This window comes from Rossellomorea marisflavi, from assembly GCF_009806575.1.
Classification (GTDB): Bacteria; Bacillota; Bacilli; order Bacillales; family Bacillaceae_B; genus Rossellomorea; species Rossellomorea marisflavi_A.
The window spans coordinates 1,118,478-1,135,319 of sequence record NZ_CP047095.1; the positions used below are offsets into that span (position 1 = coordinate 1,118,478).

Consider the following 16,842-nt stretch of genomic DNA (forward strand, 5'->3'; position numbering starts at 1 on the left):
TTCTCGATTTTCCAATTGATTGTGCGCAATTAGTTGATATGTCAATTGATGACTAGGACTACTATAATACAGCCGTTTTTTGTTTGCAAGGGATGTGCTTGATTTGAAAATTTCTCATCGGGACTGTGGAAAAACGTGAAACAAAAAAGACTTACAGATTTCGCTGTAAGCCTGCCGAGGGTTCATTAGTCAATGTGGTGAGCTCTTTGAAAATTCCTCACACCGGTTGATCCATAACACTTGATATCGTTTCGTTCGAAGAATTGATCCCGGTACAAGTCCAGACACATACAGGTGCATATTAATCACATCATGATCATATAAACAGGGATAATTCTTATCCGGATTAATTCCATGTGAAATGTATTCACATCTTCCTCGCCTTCACAATAAACGTGGAAGGCACCCATTCCGCCTTCTGACTGGCGTACCAACGTTCCGGGTTGTCAGACGGAATGTCGGAAATCACTACGTCGTCAATTACGTGTTCAATCGTAAATCCACATTGTATGAGCGTATTGATGTAGGTGGTCAGCTTCCGGTGGTGAATCACGACACTTTTATTCCACCCCTCATTGTACTCAGGTCCTTCCGTTACATACGATTTGGTCATGACGAACTCGCCGTCCCGGTACTGGAGGCGGTCGTGCATGGGATTCTCCCAGCTGAAGATGAACGTGCCGCCCGGCTTCAGGTACGAGTGGACATGGCTCAATGTTTTCTTCAGATCATACGTCCAGCCCAGGGCGTATATGGAATAGACCACGTCGAAGTAGTTTGACGGAAGCCCGGGATTCTCCTCCATGGGGGATTCGAACAACTTCACTGTTGCATTCTGTTCCCGAAGTACTCCAGTCGCCGCTTCGATCTGCTTCGTGGTCAAGTCGAGGCCCCACAGCTCACCGGCCCCTGATTCCCCATATACGCCAGGGAATGTCCACTACCGCACCCGATATCGAGTACGGTTTTTCCGTTTACATCTCCAAACAGGTGTAGCTCATCTTCACTCGGGGCATTCGGCCCGAACTCCGGGAGGGCCGTCCGTCCGAAAAAGCGCTCGGCCGATTGCTCCCAGCTTGTCTTATTCATCGTCAAAATATCTACAGATTTCATCTCAACACATCCTTCCCCGTACTACTTCTACAAACTGGTGAACATTTCCTGTAAATAAAAAAACTGAACCTCCCTATAGGAAATTCAGTCGTCAATTCATGAAGCTGCCGATCAAGATGAATAAAGCCCCGAGAACAAACGCTCCGATGATGAAGATACCAATCCACCGTATGGGTTTAGGGAGGCTTCCATTCCCTGGGTCTGTACTTATTGGTGATCCTTCGATTTTACTCATGTGATCGGTTACATCGTTGAAGGGTTCTTTATCTGGCATGTTCATCACTCCTTGGGGGTATCGTACCACACACTATTATTTATGGTAAAATTCATATAAAAAAGGTGTGAGCGCATGAAGAATGAATATGACCTAGTGATGGATTTCTTGGAGAAGCATCAACTTTTCAACGGGGTCATTATGATCGCAGACAAAGGTGTCCCGGTGTATGAGCGGAGTGTGGGAAAACGTAATGAAGCATCCCCTCTTACCAGCCAGTCTGTATTTGAAATCGCCTCGTTGACCAAACCATTCACCGGAGCGTGCATCATGATGCTTGTAGAGGAGGGGGGATTATCACTTTCAGATGAATTGGCTACCTTTTTCCCGCGCTTATCCTTTCCAGGCGTGACAGTAGGACATCTTCTACATCACACATCGGGTTTGCCGGATTATATGGAGTGGTTTGAAGACAAGTGGGACAGGACGAATATGGTCACGAACGCGGACGTAGTGAAGTGCCTTGAAACTTTACCAGCTGAATTCCTCCCCGGTGAACGGTGGGAGTACTGCAATTCAGGGTATGTCCTACTCGCTGAAATCATAGCATTGAAGTCCGGGATGACGTATGAGGAGTTTGTGAATCGTAGGATTTTCGAGCCTCTGGGCATGAGTAGAAGTTCCCTTTCCTCTGTATTTGTGGACGGGCCACCGAAAGACTACGCAACGGGTTATGTAGTGGATGGGGAAGGGCGCATCGAACTGCCGGCCAATCTTGCTGACCATGAATATGTCGTGATGTTTGACCGTGTAAAGGGGGACGGGGGCATCAAGTCCACGGCAGAAGATCTCATGAAGTGGGAGCAGGGTCTCTTTTCTGGAGTCTTGCTATCGGAGAAGAGCGTCCAGCAAATCCTACAGCCAGCCGTTTTAAAAGATGGTAGATATACAGATTATTGCCCAGCCCTACATGAAGAACACTATGGGGGATATGGAGCCGGCTGGAAGCTTGAAGACCATCCTGAATACGGAAAAATAGCCATGCATGATGGCTATTGGGCGGGGTACTGTCATGGGTTAGTGAAATATTTGCATCTTGATAAGACGCTTCTCCTCTTGAGCAACCACGACTTCATCGGTGAAGGATACGTAAAGATCCCCCACCTGCTCACGCTGGCTATGGAGAAGGTAATATGGGGGAAAATGCAGATTTGACGCCATTCAGGGAACTCCTGTCTACGCCCTGAAAGCAAGCCCATTCCGTTCCAGTTCATCCCTCAACACAGGAAGCGAGGAAGGACCAATCCCGTGCAAGGAAAGGATTTCTTTTTCCGTGTATCTGCAGAGGTCCTCTGCCTTCGCAATTCCTTCACTGGCCAAAGCCCTGCGTGCCGGAGCCGAAAGCTTGGACTGAAAGCCTTCAGAAGGCTTTTTTTCTTTCTCACAGGTCGGGCATGTGGGGCAATCACTGCTCTTGTAATAAACATGTCCTTGTTCGCAGACTCGTTTGGATGTCATGTTAGAGGCATCTCCTTTCAAGTGTGAATCAGGTTTTCTTGTTTCCAATATACAATGAGCACACGGTTGAGGACCACACCTACTAGATAAATAATGGCCGTCACAGGCATCAACCCCAATAGAAGGGTCCCTGGAAGCCCGAATATCAAGGCTTCGAGCATAAGCCTACCATTTTTGGGGAGTGGGAATGGGGCGCGCGGAGAACCGAACATTCCCCACGCGATTGCGAATAACAGGAGAAGGGTGATCCCGCTGAGCCACCCCATCCAGCCATCTCCCATATGGAACCCCCAATACCCGATTGCCGTCAAACCCATCAGCTCCAGCGTGAAGCGAAGGGCAGCATTCAACCTTCTAAGCCATCTACTCATTGGAGTCCTTGAACCAGCGGATTCCTGCAAGAAAAGCGTTGATGCTTTTGGTGAGGCTCTCATCTTTTTCAAGGGGAAGTCCGAATTCTCCGTGCTGCTCCAATGAAGCAAAGCCATGGAGAATGCTCCGCAGTCCCCGAACGGCATGAAGGGTACCATGTTCACCCAAACCATAGCCCTCCATGACTTGAGTGATGATCCTGATGCTTTGACCCTGGATGTCCTGCAGCTCTTCATCGGCTCCGACCGCTACCATGAGCATGGCTTCATACAGTCCCGGATGGTCCCGGACGAATTGTACATAGGCCATACCGAAGGCGAGGACAGCGGCATCCATTGAACGGCCGACTGAAGCGTCCGTCAATCGTCGGTTCAACTGGGAATAGCCGCGTTTGGCCATTTCAATCTTCAGGGCAGGGAGTCCGCCTTTTACATGATTATAGAGGGAAGGGGGCCGGACATGTAATGATTTTGCCAAGGTGGCAAGGGTAACCTCACTCATCCCTTCACGGTCAGCAAGCTCGATTGCTGCTTTCACGATGATATTAAGATCCATTCCGATTCGTGGTGACATACTGATTCAACCTTTCTTTTTTGCCTTTAAGATGGCTTTATTCATGATCGATTCAGGTGACGGGATCATCCCTCCGTGACCTGCGGCGAGGAGAGTGGGCTTCAGATCAACCAGCTTTTGAGCGCTTTTCACTGCCACCTCTTTATTCCAAGTTGCAAGCGCAGGGAACGGGAAGAGCACATTGAGCTGCCCGGAAACGGCCGTCCCTCCGCGCGTTTGAAAAGCATCTCCAACAATCAGGCTACCGTCCCTCTGGTCGAAGAATGCCATTGACCCCGGTGTGTGCCCCGGTGCTGAAATGGCTCGTAGGGAACCGACCACATCATCCTCTTCAAGAAGGACATCCGCACGGGTCTGGATGTTCTTTGGCACGCCGCCGCGGATAGGCGTCTGGGGCTCGTGATCATCCAGGGAAACATCCCCGCGAAGAAGGCGTTCATCCCGTTTTGAAATATAGACTTCAGCATGAGGCAGTGATTCCTTCAGTTTATCCAACGCACCGATATGATCGTCATGGGCATGGGTCAAGACGATGCGGGTGATGGGTTTGCCGATTTTCTCGGCAGAAGCCAGGATTGCTTCTGCACTATAAGGTAGTGCGGCATCGATAAGGGTCAGGTCATCCTGTTCTTCAACAAGATAGCAATTCACAGGAAACAACCGTGGCAGAAAAGATAACTGATGGATCTGATTTATACGGGTTAGACGCATGATGGCGTTCTCCTTTAAGAAAATGAATTTTAAAACTAATGATAATAACAATATAACTAATGGTATTAGTTTTGTCTAGTGATGAGGAGGGAATTATTTGAAACTGTTATTGATTCGCCATATATTTTGACGCAAAAAAACAGCCCCTATCAATCTAGATAGAGGCTGCTTTCATATCAGGCAGCAGAGACAGAATCGTCTTTCTTCCCTGCCTTTGCATTTTCTTTACGCATTTGTCTGAAGTACCAGAAGAACATAAGGAGATAGGCAACAAAACCGATGACTGCAAATAGAATGAGTTTGATATCCATCGACTCGACGGCTTTCCCCATAAGGATTCCGAGCATTTTCTCAATTGGGTCAGAATCAACCGAAGAGAATAGAGCGCTTTCAGATAAGCCGGATGGGAAATTGTTCATGGCCTTGGATGTATTGGTGACGAATTCTGCAATGAGCGTTGCTCCCCAAAGGAATAGTGGGATCAGGATCGTTCCAATCAGTGTCATACGGATGACGCGCCCTTTTGTAACAATTAAGAGAGCTGGAGCAAGAACAGTCAAGATTATTCCGCCAAGTGGGAGAACGGTGTTACCTGGTAAGAAGATGGCGATGATCAGAAGGATCGGTGCAAGAATATTTGCTACCGCCCAAAGTTCTGCTCTCGTAGCAAGGATCGGCCAATCAATTCCGATGAAAAGTTTTCTTCCGCGAAGTTTTTTACTCATCATCTTCGTGATTCCATCCGATAACGGTTCAATGGCAGGGCCGAACCAGCCGCCAACAAGACCGAACAATTCCAGCGCTACCCCTCCTGTAAAGGCAAGGGTAAAGATCTCACCAGCAGATTGTTGTCCAAGCAAACCGATGAACACCCCAAGATAAGCACCGATTGCAAATTTACTTCCCCAGAATCCGATTTTCTTATTCAACACTTCGGCATTGAAGTCGAATTTATCGATGAAAGGCAGACACACGTCAATCAGTTTATTGAACACCATGACAATCGGTGCAATAAGAAGGGATGGGTGGGCAGTGGTCGTAATATTGGTATGGTCATAACCCAGCAGTTCATTGATTGTCGGTTTCATCACATCGGCATTGATCAGCATCAGAGCATAAATGACCATGACGAAGAGCGAGGTCAGCACAAGATTATCTCCGGAGTAATACATCGTAAGAAGACCGATCACCGAGAGGTTCCATATATTGAACAAATCTACATTGAATGTAGTGGTTCGTTTCGTAATGAGCATGATGAAGTTGACAACAAGACAGATAAAAGCGAAATACAGCGTATATACAGAGCCCCATGTAATAACAGCAAGAGGTGCCCAGCCAAGATCCGTGACGGAAAGGGCTACGCCTGTAGATTCCACAAAATCTTCCAAAGCAGGGGCGAACGCGCTGGTCAACAAGGAAATTACAGCGCCCATTCCTGTAAGTGCCACGGCCATTCGCAAGCCGCCTTCAATGGATTTAGAAATGGAAACCCTTACACATAAAGACAGAAGCGTTATGATGATGAACATCATCGCGGCCCCTCCAAGATTAATGAACCCATTAAAGCCATCATTGATAAGATCTAACATATGATAACGTCCTTCCAGTTGTAATGTGATGTTACGTAACCGGTTACATTACAATGCAGGAACAATTAACTATAAACTATCACCATATTCCCAAAAAAGCAAATATAAAATTTTATTTGACAATTGAAAGTGGGAATGATTAACTGTGAAGTAACCGGTTACGTAAAATGAGGGATAATCACATGACAACCATTAAAGATGTTGCCAAGGCAGCAGGTGTTTCCTCCGCAACGGTTTCAAGGATCATCAATAATAAAGGTGAAGCAAGTCCGGAAACCATTGCCCGTGTGAAACGAATTATTAAAGAATTGAATTACAAGCCGAACGCGATTGCAAAAAGCTTGTCAAAGCGTCATTCCGATCTGATTGCCCTGCTCATACCAACATTAAACAACCCGTTCTTTCCAGAACTTGTGAAGGAAATCGAGTCGGCTGCAAATGAGAGCGGATACAATATCTATTTGTGTAATAGCGATGATAAAAGGTCCAAAGTGAAATATTATCTGGATTCCATGGTGGATCACTATGTAAGTGGTGCGATCATTAACTCCCTGCATGTAGACAAGGAAGATCTGCAAATGCTTGAGGAGCGCGGGATCAAGACGATCACCATTGACCGTGCCAACTTTGAACATCCTTATTCCGCTGTTACCGTCGACCATCAATTAGGCGCTGAGCACGCGGTTACGCATTTGATTGAGGAAGGCGGATGCCGAAAGATTGTGTTTATATCCGGCCCGAAAATTGAAAAGAGCGCAAAGGATCGATTAAGAGGATTTAATCATGCAATTGAATCCACTCACCATCCAATTGAAACATTCACCGTATATGGTGATTTTGAAATGGAAAGTGGATATGAACAAATCAGGGTACTGCTCCAAAAAGGGGTACACTTCGATGGGATTTTCAGTTCCAATGATGCCATGGCCATCGGCGCCATCAGGGCTTGCCATGAAGCGGGTGTGAAGATTCCTGAGGATATCAAGATCATCGGTTATGACAATGTTAGTTTTTCTTCGTATACGGCACCGCCTCTTTCTACCATCGATCAGCAAAAGAGGGAAATAGGGAAAGTGGCCGTAAATGAACTCGTACGACTTATTCAAGGTCAGAACGAGTCACCAAAACATCATCAACTTAAGCCTAAACTTATTACAAGAAATTCAACAACTGGAGGTAGTGAAGATGTGTAAACTTGGACCATCATTGATGTGCGCAGACTTAGGAAACTTGGAAAGGGATATTCGTGCATTGGATCATGCAGGTGTAGATTTCTATCATATTGACGTGATGGATGGGAAGTTTGCCCCCAACTTCACCTTGGGGCCGGATTTCGTCAAGACGGTGAGGAAGATCACGGATAAACCGTTAGACATCCACTTAATGATTGAGGAACCTGAGCGTTACATAGATCTGTTCGCTGATTGCGGAGCGGAGATGATTTCGGTACACCAGGAGTCGACTCCGAATCTGCAAAGGACCCTGTCTCAGATTCAAAGTAAGGGGATCAAGGCAGGAGTAGCGGTCAATCCGGCCACTCCACTGGATTTTCTTGACTATGTGTTTGACGTAACCGATTACGTAGTGCTGATGACGGTCAATCCCGGTTTTGCCGGTCAGAAATTCCTCCCGGCAATGTATGAAAAAATCAAGAACTTGAAACAGAAAATTGACCAATACGATCGAGATATTGAAATACAGGTAGACGGGAACATTGGTGCAGCAACCATTCCTGGATGCAGAGAAAATGGGGCATCCATGTATGTTCTAGGTACCAGTGCAGTATTCAATAGCAATCATACATTGCAAGAGAACGTTGAAAACACGAGAAAACTATTTCAAGCAGTGGAGGCGAATTAATATGAAATACGATGTGATCACAGTTGGAAGTATCAATATGGATGTAATAGTCGAGTGCCCGCAGTACCCGGCATATGGTGATACCGTCTTTGCCAACTCAATCGGAATGACTCCCGGAGGAAAAGGGGCAAATCAAGCGGTGACAGCAGCACGTTTGGGGAAGAAGACGGCACTGATCGGTGCGGTAGGGAAAGATTCTGCGGGTACACAACTCTTGAAGAATCTTTCTTCCAAAGGCGTCGACACAAGTCACATCCTTCAGGTGGAAGAACACGGTACAGGAACATTCGTTGCCATGATTGATGAAACAGGTGAGAACACGATGGTGGGAACGAAGGGTGCAAATGACCATATTTCCGAAGAGGACATCAACTCTGTGTTTGAACAGATCGATGCCAAGATCCTCTTGGTACAGATGGAGACAAGTCAAGAATCCATTATCGCTTCAATGAAAGCAGCAAAGAGTAAAGGTATGTATGTGATCTTAGACCCTGCACCAGCAGACGGCATCTTCAATGAAGCTTTTAATTATGCCGATTTAGTTGTTCCGAATAAGCAGGAAACCGAACGAATTACAGGCATTCAAGTTCATGACCAGACCAGTGCCCATCTTGCCGCTGAAAAGATTCATGAACTTGGCGTAAAAGATGTGATTATCAAAATGGCTGAAAACGGCAGCCTCATCTCACAAAACGGCAACATAACATTTGTTGACGCCATTGCAGTGAAAGCGGTGGATACGGTAGGGGCGGGAGATTGCTATGCAGGAGCATTGGCATGTGCCTATCTAGATACCAATGATCTAGTGGAGGCTGCCAAATTTGCAAGCGTTGCAGCAGGAATCAAGGTATCCCGTTCAGGTGGGCAGGATGCGATTCCAACGATGGAAGAAGTCCAAGCCTATAAGCAACCTCAGTAATAGAAGAAGGATGCCTCCTTTAATGGTGGCATCCTTTTTTTGTTATTTGGTTTCGTCTAATTTACTCAATATCTCCTTCATTAAAAAAATCCCCCTGATCAAACAACCCAGGATCATCCCGAATCCAATCACCATGCCAAGCTGATCCATTCCTAAGAGAACGAATCCGATCAGGCTACTTACAGCCATTAAAAACAATAAAAACAAATTCGAACGTCCCTTCCTTTGGTAAAATATAGCTAAATGCAAGTGTAGGACGACTTACCATCCCTTGTCAAAGGAGTTTAGAGAAAAGAGTGATCAATATGAATAAACGTCTTGTCCTGAATGCCCCAAGGAAGTTGGAATGGCTCAGTGAAGAGGACTATGTCCTATCAGAAGACGAAATCCGGGTTGAAACCCATGCGTGCGGAATAAGCATCGGGGCTGAAATGCCTCAATATCTAGGGACGGACCCGACCGATCTGGAGCCCGTCTATCCGCGAAAGGTCGGGTACGAAAGCGCAGGGAAGGTCATTGAAATTGGGGGTGCCGTGACAGATTTCAAAGTGGGCGATCGCGTTATCGCTTTTTACGGTCAGCAGATATTCGGGGTGACCCCGTCCAGTAAGGCGGTCAGGGTTCCTGCGGATGTAGAGTGGAAGTCTGCGCTTCTTAATACGCTTTCCTGTGATGCAGCCAAGGGCGTCCTGAAGCTGAATCTTTCGAAAGAAGACCGTGTTCTCGTAACAGGAGCAGGGACGATGGGCGTCTTGGCGGTTCATTTTTTGAAACATCATCTCGGGGTGAGGCATGTGGATGTGGTGGAACCCGATGAAGCGAGGCATCCACTGCCGATGCGACTTGGTGCCGACAGGATCTACCGCAGTGAAGCCGAAATAGAAGATTCCTATGATGCGGGATTGGAGTGCTCAGCCCACAGTGCTGCATTTCTCACGCTAATGAACGTCATGAAGCGGGAGGGGACCATCTGCGTTTTATCAGATGGGAATCGTGATGAATTTACGCTTCCTTCCGTCTTCTTCGAGAAGGAATTGAGAATGGTTGCTTCAAGTGATGGCTATGACTATCGCAAACATGGTGAGTGGTTTTTCAGTACATATGAAGAGACGCCGTATCTCACGGATTTGTTTGAACGGGAGATCATACGGGATCAAGTTATCGCTTGCTTTGAAGAGATGGAATCCATCCGGCCACTGAAAGTGTTTGTTGATTATAAAAAAGATAGAGGGGTAAACGATGAAAGAAGTGATTGATTTATTGAAAGCGGTGCATGGGAGCACTGGGTTCTTATCCTATTCCTCTAAGGATCGGAGGATCACAGCATCCTATAATGAGGAGTTGGTTATGCCGCTTGCTTCGGCAGGAAAAGTAGCGATTGGATTTGCAGTCGCAGGTATGGTGGAGAGTGGAGGAATGAAATGGGATGAGGTCATCCAACCTATCCGCTTTAACCCTGATGAAGATAGTCGTGAATTGTATCCACATTATCAAAATAGGCAGTCACTCATGCTTGGGGAGGCCGTGGAAGTCATGATTGCATCCCATGATAGTGTCGTTGCTGAACAGGTGGTGACTTTGGCAGGGGGATGGGAACGTGTGAATAGAATGATTCGAAGGCGTTTTGATCATATGTGCGTCACTTCTGATCCCCGCTCACCTGAAAATAAAGGGATGCTTCAGGAGTTGTTGCAGATGCTGATCGAAGTGGTGGAAGGATATGACTGTCGTCCTGATGTGTGGATGCCAATCATGAATGGACTGGTCCGCCAGCAGGAAGAAGTGGAAGGCATACCGTCTCATCAACTCAATCACATGACTGGAGGACTGCCGGATATGGCGATCGACATTGGTGTGATCGGGGAGTTTGGGAAAGACCGATGTTTGTTTGTCATAGGGGCGGCAGGTGTTCCTGACCGGAGAGAATCGCAAGGGACCGATGACTGCCTGGCAGAGTCCCTGCGTCTCTTACACCGTTCACTGGGTTAATTCTTCACCGCATCCACCATCAAAGAAGGGAACGTCAAGACTTCCCGATTCCGGGGATCCACCTTCTTCGAACGGAAGATCACGCCCTTTGCTTCATCCCACTCGGAAGCGTGAAACTGTCCGTCCTCATCGCAGTACTCCAATAATTTGACCTCAAAGCCTGCCTGTGAAAACATCTCAGTCAGGCTTTTGTATGTATGGACAATTTTATGGCTGGCTGCAACATGATCCGCCGGTCCTGGTCCGCCTACCTGTACGATGTGCTGATACTCCTCATCCGGGAAAAACCCATCGGGTACGGCGCAGCGGACGTATCCGCCTTTTCTGAGATAGCGGTAACAGCGTTTAGCGGCTTCAAGTCCTTCTTCTGCAGTGAGATGCTCCCACACGTGCTCGGCGAGAACGGCCGAAATGCTGCTTTCTTCATATGTCCTTTTCCATGTTTCTTCTATAAGAAGGTCGAGCTCCAGCTCATCGGTATGGATCCAGCCGGGGTTATTATGGTAGGGTCCCGCGCCGATCACCACTTTCAATTCTTCCATGATCGTTCACCTCAACTTATGCATTCGACCAGATTCGATGATTTTCCTTTATCTTGAACTGTCAAGACAGATACATTACCTTTGTCACGGGTGTCGCGACAAAGTCAGTTTTCAAGAAGGTTGTATGGGGTTTCTCAGGTGACATATCATATAGATGTGATCTTATGTCATAAATCCTACTATAGAAGGGGAGAAATTACATGGCACAGTCTACTGTTAAAGTAAAGATTCAGAAGTTCGGTAACTTCCTGAGTTCCATGGTATTGCCGAATATCGGTGCTTTTATCGCGTGGGGATTAATCACTGCGCTTTTCATTCCAGACGGCCTTATCCCAAATGAAAGCCTTGCCAGCCTTGTAGGTCCGATGGTGACGTATCTGTTACCGCTCTTGATCGGGTACACGGGTGGTAAATTGATTCACGATCAGCGGGGAGGTGTCGTCGGTGCCATCGCCACGATGGGTGTCATCGTCGGTGCGCCTGATACGCCGATGTTCCTCGGCGCCATGATCATGGGTCCCCTTGGTGCGTATGTCATCAAGATATTTGACAAACTGGTTGACGGGAAGATCCGTTCAGGATTTGAAATGCTCGTCAACAACTTCTCAGCAGGAATCCTGGGTGGAGCCCTAGCCCTCCTTGCATTCCTCGGAATCGGTCCTGCGGTGGATGCATTCACCCAGCTCCTTGTCCACGGTGTCGATTGGCTCATCGCAGCGCATCTTTTGCCGCTGACAAGCATCTTGATCGAACCGGCCAAAATCTTGTTCCTGAATAACGCGATCAACCACGGGATCCTTTCCCCGATCGGGTTGGAGCAGGTTCAACAAACAGGAAAATCGGTCCTCTTCCTATTGGAAGCAAACCCTGGACCAGGTCTTGGTGTCCTGCTAGCGTATATGTTCTTCTCAAGAGGAACAGCGAAGCAATCCGCACCTGGTGCCGCCATCATCCATTTCTTCGGGGGGATCCACGAGATCTACTTCCCGTATGTGCTGATGAAACCGGCACTGCTCCTTTCAGTCATCCTTGGTGGTATGAGTGGAGTGCTGACCCTTGTCCTTCTTGGCGGAGGTCTTGCATCACCGGCTTCACCAGGTAGTGTCATCGCCATTGGATTGGTGACACCGACTGGAGACGTTGGAGCGTACATCGCGAACTTCGCGGCGATCATCGTGGCTGCAGTCGTATCCTTCCTCGTGTCGGCCGTCATCTTGAAATCAAGCAAAAAAGACGATGGAAACATCGAAGAAGCAACAAAGAAAATGGAAGATATGAAAGGGAAGAAAAGCTCCGTTGCCGGTCACTTCAACCAGCAATCAAACGGACAGCTTCCTGAGAATGTAAACAAAATCATTTTCGCCTGTGATGCCGGAATGGGGTCCAGTGCAATGGGTGCTTCACTCCTTCGTAAGAAAGTGAAGGAAGCAGGCATTGAAGGCGTGACCGTCACCAACACGGCCATCAGCAATCTGCCGGCCGATGCCCAAGTGGTCATCACACAGGAAGAGCTGACGCCTCGTGCGCAAAGCAAGCTTCCAAGTGCGTACCACATCTCAGTGGATAACTTCCTATCCAGTCCCGAATATGACAAGCTGATCGGAAGCCTTCAGGCTGACGTGACACCAGCTCAAGAAGAGCTCGTGGAAGAAGCGGAAGCACCTGTTGACGCTCCTGACTCAGGAGATGACGATCTTCTACTAGAAGAGAACATCTTCTTGAATCAATCGTTCGCAACGAAGGAAGAAGCCATCCGATTTGCCGGTGAAGCATTGGCAAAAGCCGGATACGTGGAAGACAGCTATGTAGACGCCATGATCGATCGTGAAGGCATCACGACGACTTACATGGGTAATAACGTAGCCATCCCGCATGGTACGGAAGAAGCGAAGCGGGCAGTCCTGAAATCCGGATTCACCATCATCCAGGTTCCAGACGGTGTCGACTTCAACGGAGAGAAAGCGAAGCTGATCTTCGGTATCGCCGGTAAAGACGGCACGCATCTTGAGATCCTCTCAAGCATCGCGGTCATCTGCTCCGAGCAGGAGAACGTCGACAAAATGGTCCTCGCCTCTTCTGCAAAAGAAATCAAAGACATCATCAATAGCAACTAATGGAATCCAAATCGGAGAGGCGCACGCTTGCTTTTCCGATTTGGATGTTCTTATACTAGTGTAGATAAAGAAAGGGGGGAGACGTATGTTCATTACATCCAGGGAAAAAGCGATCATCGAACTGATTGTGAAAACCTCGGGTAAACATACCGTCCACTCCCTTTCTGCGTATTTGAACGTAAGCGGACGGACAATCCAGCGCAACCTGAAGTCCATTGAGGGCGTACTGAAGCAGCATCAACTCGAGCTCATGCGGACACCTGCCGATGGTCTTTTCATCAGCGGGAAAAATGAAAACATCTACAGGCTCATCCAACAGCTGGCGGAATCCGAACCGACGGATGAAACACCTGAAGAGAGGAAGCTCCGGCTCCTCGTCACCCTTCTCGAGGGAGGCTCCTCTTTCAAGATGAGCGTTCTGGCCAATGAGCTGGGCATCAGCATCTCAAGCCTGACGACCATCCTTGATGAAGTCGCGGACTGGCTAGCCAAGTTCAACGTGACGCTCACCCGGAAGCGGGGGGTGGGGGTGGAAGTAGCAGCCGATGAAGGAAGCCGCCGCCATGCCCTGGCAAGCTTCTCCATCGTGTATTTCTACGAGGAGATTATCGACAGCCTCTATTCCCTGCAAAAAGGGCAGGATAGCGTACTGCCTGTTCTCGGGTTTTATGAACCTGAGCTTCTCCTTGCTACTTATGAATCGCTCGGAATCGTATTGGATCAGGAAGGTGTGAACCTGGTCGACAGTGATTTCGTCGGCCTTGTCGTCCACATCTGCCTCTCCATCCAGCGGGTGCGGAGGGGCCATGTCCTTCAGAGCCAAGGAACTCCCGACGAATCAAGGGAATACAGCCTCATGAAGTCTGTCGCAGACGTCCTCAGGGAAAGGCTCTCCGTGACGATCACAGAGGCCGATGTCGCCTTCTGGTCGGTCATCCTCCGGGGATCGAAGCTGCAGGAACCGGGTGCCACCTATTATGATAGTGTGTTCCTCGGTCATCTTGTGAAGAAACTCGTGAGCGATGTTTCGGTCAAGCTCACCGTCGATCTGACGGATGATTTCTCCCTGTATCAGGGGCTCATGGCGCATATGGGACCGTCGATCTTCCGCCTTCAACAGAAGATGGAGCTCTTCAACCCCCTGACGGATGAGATCAAGAAGAAGTACCCGGTCCTGTTCCTCGCCGTGAAGGACAGCCTGGAGCTAGAGTTTCCCGACATGATATTCCCCGATGCGGAGGTCGCCTATATCGTCCTCCACTTCGGATCGGCCCTTCTCATGAACGAAGAGAAGGTGAAGGTCGATGCCGTCATCGTCTGTCCGACAGGCATCGGAGCGTCCAAGATGCTCGCAAGCAGGATCAAGAAGGAACTGAAGATCATCAATCCCGTCGGCATCTTATCCCTGAATGACTTCAGGGATGCCGATCCCGACGACTATGATATCGTCATATCCACCGTGCGCCTTCCGTTCACCAATCTGGATTATATCCTTGTCAGCCCGCTCTTGAGCGAAGAGGATATCGCGATTATTCAGACGTACGTCCAGAACAACATTGAGCGGATCACAAGCAGGAAATACCTGAAGCCGGTGAAACCGGTAAAAATAGAGAAGAAGCCGACGGAGATCCGCGGACTTCTGCAGGAAATCAAAGACGTCCACACAAGCATCGAATCGATCCTGGATCACTTCCGCGTGTACCGGAAGCAATCCGTGACGGATCATTTCACCGTCATGAACGAAATGGTCCGCCAGGCGAAGCTGGATGGCCTCGTGACCGATGAAGGAAAGGTCATGGACAAGCTGATGGAAAGGGAACAGCGGGGCGGACTTGGGATTCCCGGAACGAATATGGGGCTATTCCACTGCCTCGACCCCCACGTCACCCAGCTCGTGTTCCAGGTGGCGCATCTCGACAAGCCGTTCCTCATCAAAGGGATGAACGGGAAGCCCATGGAGATGAAGAGCCTTCTCCTCATGCTGGCCCCGGAAGGGTTAAGTGAAAGGGAAAACGAAATCCTCAGCCTCATCTCCACGAGCCTCATTGAAAACCAGGCGTCCATGATGATCTATTCTTCCACCAACGAGGCCATGATCTATCGAAAGCTCGAAGAACTCTTCTTAGACTATGTTCAACAAAACCTTATAAAGGAATGATAATGATGAATAAAACGATCCACTTTGGAGCAGGAAACATCGGCAGGGGCTTTATCGGAGCCCTATTCGCCCAATCAGGCTATCACGTCACCTTCGTCGATATCGCCGACACCATCATCAACAAGCTGAACGAAGAAGGCACCTATCAGGTGAAGCTTGCAACGGAATCAAACGAGTCTGAAACCATCACCAACGTCTCAGGGTTGAATAACCTCCACCAGGAAGACGAAGTCGTCGCAGGCATCGCAGAAGCGACCTACCTTACAACAGCCATCGGACCGAATATCCTGCCGCGCATCGCCCCCCTCATCGCCAAGGGAATTGAAGCGCGCCTGGAGAAAACATCCGAGCCGCTCTATGTGATCGCATGTGAAAACCAGATCAGTGCAACCGACCTGTTGAAAGGATACATCCTTGAGCACCTTTCTGAATCAACCGTCAGCAAGATGGAAGGGAACGTCCACTTCTTCAACTCCGCCGTCGACCGCATCGTGCCGATCCAGGATCAGGATTCACTCGACGTCCTTGTCGAACCTTACTACGAATGGGTCGTGGAAACGTCTGAAACCATCCCGCCGGTCAACGGAATGACCATCGTGGATGAGCTCGCTCCATTCATCGAGCGCAAACTGTTCACCGTCAACACAGGACATGCCGTCATCGCCTACCTCGGCTACCTTCAAGGGAAGGAAACGATCGATCAGACCCTTGCCGATGAAGCCATCGCCCACCAGGTGCGTGAGACGCTGAAAGAAACAGGAGCATACCTTGTGAAGGAATACGGCTTGAATGAAGAGGATCACCTCGCCTACATCGAGAAGATCATCTCCCGCTTCCAAAACGCCTACCTGAACGACGGTGTCACCAGGGTTGGCCGCGCACCAATCCGTAAACTCGGACCGGAAGACCGTCTGATCCGCCCGACCACACAGGCAGCCAAAGCTGGCCTTGGCTACACGAATCTCGCAAAAGCCATCGCAGCTGCCCTGCTCTTCGACAACCCGCAAGATCCGGAAGCCGTCGAAGTTCAATCCATCATCAAAGAACACGGCGTAGCCGGTGCACTGAAAGAGATCAGCGCACTCGATCCAGACAGTGCCATCACGAAAGAAATCATCGCCCAGTACGACGCGTTGAAAGCATAAAGGAAAAGGAAGCATGGAGACCCCG

Annotated in this window: 17 protein-coding genes and 1 pseudogene; 9 read left to right on the top strand and 9 right to left on the bottom strand. The window is 48.7% G+C overall.

Annotated features, from left to right (window positions below; all coding sequences use genetic code 11):
* Window positions 1-367: 367 nt before the first annotated feature.
* A pseudogene (locus tag D5E69_RS05905) lies at window positions 368-1,113 on the bottom strand (class I SAM-dependent methyltransferase).
* Window positions 1,114-1,204: 91 nt separating this feature from the next.
* Window positions 1,205-1,387: a hypothetical protein gene (locus D5E69_RS05910; RefSeq protein WP_148795991.1), complete on the bottom strand. Its 183-nt coding sequence runs from the start codon at window positions 1,385-1,387 to the stop codon at window positions 1,205-1,207.
* 75 nt (window positions 1,388-1,462) lie between these two features.
* On the opposite strand from D5E69_RS05910, the gene D5E69_RS05915 reads away from it, so the two are divergent.
* A complete protein-coding gene (locus D5E69_RS05915; protein WP_159129414.1) occupies window positions 1,463-2,542 on the top strand; it encodes a serine hydrolase domain-containing protein in 1,080 nt (359 codons plus the stop codon).
* A gap of 21 nt (window positions 2,543-2,563) precedes the next feature.
* Here the strand turns inward: D5E69_RS05915 and D5E69_RS05920 are convergent, their stop codons facing one another.
* From D5E69_RS05920 to D5E69_RS05940, 5 genes are all read right to left on the bottom strand, one after another.
* Window positions 2,564-2,845 carry an RNA polymerase alpha subunit C-terminal domain-containing protein gene (locus tag D5E69_RS05920; RefSeq protein WP_048005225.1) on the bottom strand — a complete coding sequence of 94 codons (282 nt, stop codon included), beginning with the start codon at window positions 2,843-2,845 and terminating at the stop codon, window positions 2,564-2,566.
* Window positions 2,846-2,862: 17 nt separating this feature from the next.
* Entirely contained in the window at window positions 2,863-3,216 is a 354-nt protein-coding gene (locus D5E69_RS05925) for a YrdB family protein (protein ID WP_159129415.1), read from the bottom strand.
* Window positions 3,209-3,790, bottom strand: a complete 582-nt coding sequence (locus tag D5E69_RS05930; protein WP_159129416.1) for a TetR/AcrR family transcriptional regulator — start codon at window positions 3,788-3,790, stop codon at window positions 3,209-3,211. Before D5E69_RS05930 ends, D5E69_RS05925 begins: the two co-directional genes overlap by 8 nt.
* A 6-nt stretch (window positions 3,791-3,796) precedes the next feature.
* Window positions 3,797-4,501 carry an MBL fold metallo-hydrolase gene (locus tag D5E69_RS05935; RefSeq protein WP_159129417.1) on the bottom strand — a complete coding sequence of 235 codons (705 nt, stop codon included), beginning with the start codon at window positions 4,499-4,501 and terminating at the stop codon, window positions 3,797-3,799.
* Window positions 4,502-4,677: 176 nt separating this feature from the next.
* Window positions 4,678-6,090 carry a PTS transporter subunit IIC gene (locus D5E69_RS05940; protein WP_159129418.1) on the bottom strand — a complete coding sequence of 471 codons (1,413 nt, stop codon included), beginning with the start codon at window positions 6,088-6,090 and terminating at the stop codon, window positions 4,678-4,680.
* A gap of 167 nt (window positions 6,091-6,257) precedes the next feature.
* Here D5E69_RS05940 and D5E69_RS05945 point away from each other — a divergent pair, with 167 nt between their 5' ends.
* Genes D5E69_RS05945 through D5E69_RS05955 form a run of 3 tightly spaced genes read left to right on the top strand, consistent with a single transcriptional unit; the run spans window position 6,258 to window position 8,869 of the window.
* Complete coding sequence (locus D5E69_RS05945; protein ID WP_159129419.1) at window positions 6,258-7,283, top strand: LacI family DNA-binding transcriptional regulator; 1,026 nt, start codon at window positions 6,258-6,260, stop codon at window positions 7,281-7,283.
* On the top strand, window positions 7,276-7,950 hold the full coding sequence (rpe, locus tag D5E69_RS05950; protein ID WP_159129420.1) for a ribulose-phosphate 3-epimerase: 675 nt from the start codon (window positions 7,276-7,278) through the stop codon (window positions 7,948-7,950). The genes D5E69_RS05945 and rpe overlap by 8 nt, the downstream gene beginning before the upstream one ends.
* 1 nt (window position 7,951) lies before the next feature.
* The gene (locus D5E69_RS05955; protein WP_159129421.1) at window positions 7,952-8,869 is read left to right on the top strand and encodes a ribokinase; all 918 of its coding nucleotides are present in this window, start codon (window positions 7,952-7,954) and stop codon (window positions 8,867-8,869) included.
* Window positions 8,870-8,911: 42 nt separating this feature from the next.
* Here D5E69_RS05955 and D5E69_RS05960 read toward each other — a convergent pair whose 3' ends face one another.
* The gene (locus tag D5E69_RS05960) at window positions 8,912-9,058 is read right to left on the bottom strand and encodes a hypothetical protein (RefSeq protein WP_159129422.1); all 147 of its coding nucleotides are present in this window, start codon (window positions 9,056-9,058) and stop codon (window positions 8,912-8,914) included.
* A gap of 116 nt (window positions 9,059-9,174) precedes the next feature.
* Here D5E69_RS05960 and D5E69_RS05965 point away from each other — a divergent pair, with 116 nt between their 5' ends.
* Together D5E69_RS05965 and D5E69_RS05970 are read left to right on the top strand one after the other, a co-directional pair.
* Window positions 9,175-10,125 (top strand): alcohol dehydrogenase catalytic domain-containing protein, encoded by a 951-nt coding sequence (locus D5E69_RS05965; protein ID WP_249931574.1) that lies wholly within the window; start codon window positions 9,175-9,177, stop codon window positions 10,123-10,125.
* Window positions 10,109-10,858, top strand: coding sequence for a serine hydrolase (locus tag D5E69_RS05970; RefSeq protein ID WP_159129423.1), 750 nt, complete (start codon window positions 10,109-10,111; stop codon window positions 10,856-10,858). The genes D5E69_RS05965 and D5E69_RS05970 overlap by 17 nt, the downstream gene beginning before the upstream one ends.
* On the opposite strand, the gene D5E69_RS05975 is transcribed toward D5E69_RS05970, so the two are convergent.
* Complete coding sequence (locus D5E69_RS05975; RefSeq protein WP_159129424.1) at window positions 10,855-11,400, bottom strand: class I SAM-dependent methyltransferase; 546 nt, start codon at window positions 11,398-11,400, stop codon at window positions 10,855-10,857. The genes D5E69_RS05970 and D5E69_RS05975 overlap by 4 nt on opposite strands.
* A 200-nt stretch (window positions 11,401-11,600) precedes the next feature.
* On the opposite strand from D5E69_RS05975, the gene D5E69_RS05980 reads away from it, so the two are divergent.
* From D5E69_RS05980 to D5E69_RS05990, 3 genes are all read left to right on the top strand, one after another.
* A complete protein-coding gene (locus D5E69_RS05980) occupies window positions 11,601-13,514 on the top strand; it encodes a PTS mannitol transporter subunit IICBA (RefSeq protein ID WP_048013632.1) in 1,914 nt (637 codons plus the stop codon).
* 85 nt (window positions 13,515-13,599) lie between these two features.
* The gene (locus D5E69_RS05985; protein WP_159129425.1) at window positions 13,600-15,672 is read left to right on the top strand and encodes a BglG family transcription antiterminator; all 2,073 of its coding nucleotides are present in this window, start codon (window positions 13,600-13,602) and stop codon (window positions 15,670-15,672) included.
* A 5-nt stretch (window positions 15,673-15,677) separates the two neighbouring features.
* Window positions 15,678-16,817, top strand: a complete 1,140-nt coding sequence (locus D5E69_RS05990; RefSeq protein ID WP_159130331.1) for a mannitol-1-phosphate 5-dehydrogenase — start codon at window positions 15,678-15,680, stop codon at window positions 16,815-16,817.
* The last annotated feature ends 25 nt before the right edge of the window (window positions 16,818-16,842 follow it).

Coding starts and splice junctions, on each gene's coding strand:
- D5E69_RS05975 (WP_159129424.1), bottom strand. CDS start 11,400: ATGGAAGAATTGAAAGTGGTGATCGGCGCGGGACCCTACCATAATAAC.
- D5E69_RS05970 (WP_159129423.1), top strand. CDS start 10,109: ATGAAAGAAGTGATTGATTTATTGAAAGCGGTGCATGGGAGCACTGGG.
- rpe (WP_159129420.1), top strand. CDS start 7,276: ATGTGTAAACTTGGACCATCATTGATGTGCGCAGACTTAGGAAACTTG.
- D5E69_RS05910 (WP_148795991.1), bottom strand. CDS start 1,387: ATGCCAGATAAAGAACCCTTCAACGATGTAACCGATCACATGAGTAAA.
- D5E69_RS05980 (WP_048013632.1), top strand. CDS start 11,601: ATGGCACAGTCTACTGTTAAAGTAAAGATTCAGAAGTTCGGTAACTTC.
- D5E69_RS05945 (WP_159129419.1), top strand. CDS start 6,258: ATGAGGGATAATCACATGACAACCATTAAAGATGTTGCCAAGGCAGCA.
- D5E69_RS05960 (WP_159129422.1), bottom strand. CDS start 9,058: ATGGCTGTAAGTAGCCTGATCGGATTCGTTCTCTTAGGAATGGATCAG.
- D5E69_RS05965 (WP_249931574.1), top strand. CDS start 9,175: ATGAATAAACGTCTTGTCCTGAATGCCCCAAGGAAGTTGGAATGGCTC.
- D5E69_RS05940 (WP_159129418.1), bottom strand. CDS start 6,090: ATGTTAGATCTTATCAATGATGGCTTTAATGGGTTCATTAATCTTGGA.
- D5E69_RS05915 (WP_159129414.1), top strand. CDS start 1,463: ATGAAGAATGAATATGACCTAGTGATGGATTTCTTGGAGAAGCATCAA.
- D5E69_RS05990 (WP_159130331.1), top strand. CDS start 15,678: ATGAATAAAACGATCCACTTTGGAGCAGGAAACATCGGCAGGGGCTTT.
- D5E69_RS05955 (WP_159129421.1), top strand. CDS start 7,952: ATGAAATACGATGTGATCACAGTTGGAAGTATCAATATGGATGTAATA.
- D5E69_RS05985 (WP_159129425.1), top strand. CDS start 13,600: ATGTTCATTACATCCAGGGAAAAAGCGATCATCGAACTGATTGTGAAA.
- D5E69_RS05930 (WP_159129416.1), bottom strand. CDS start 3,790: ATGTCACCACGAATCGGAATGGATCTTAATATCATCGTGAAAGCAGCA.
- D5E69_RS05935 (WP_159129417.1), bottom strand. CDS start 4,501: ATGCGTCTAACCCGTATAAATCAGATCCATCAGTTATCTTTTCTGCCA.
- D5E69_RS05920 (WP_048005225.1), bottom strand. CDS start 2,845: ATGACATCCAAACGAGTCTGCGAACAAGGACATGTTTATTACAAGAGC.
- D5E69_RS05925 (WP_159129415.1), bottom strand. CDS start 3,216: ATGAGTAGATGGCTTAGAAGGTTGAATGCTGCCCTTCGCTTCACGCTG.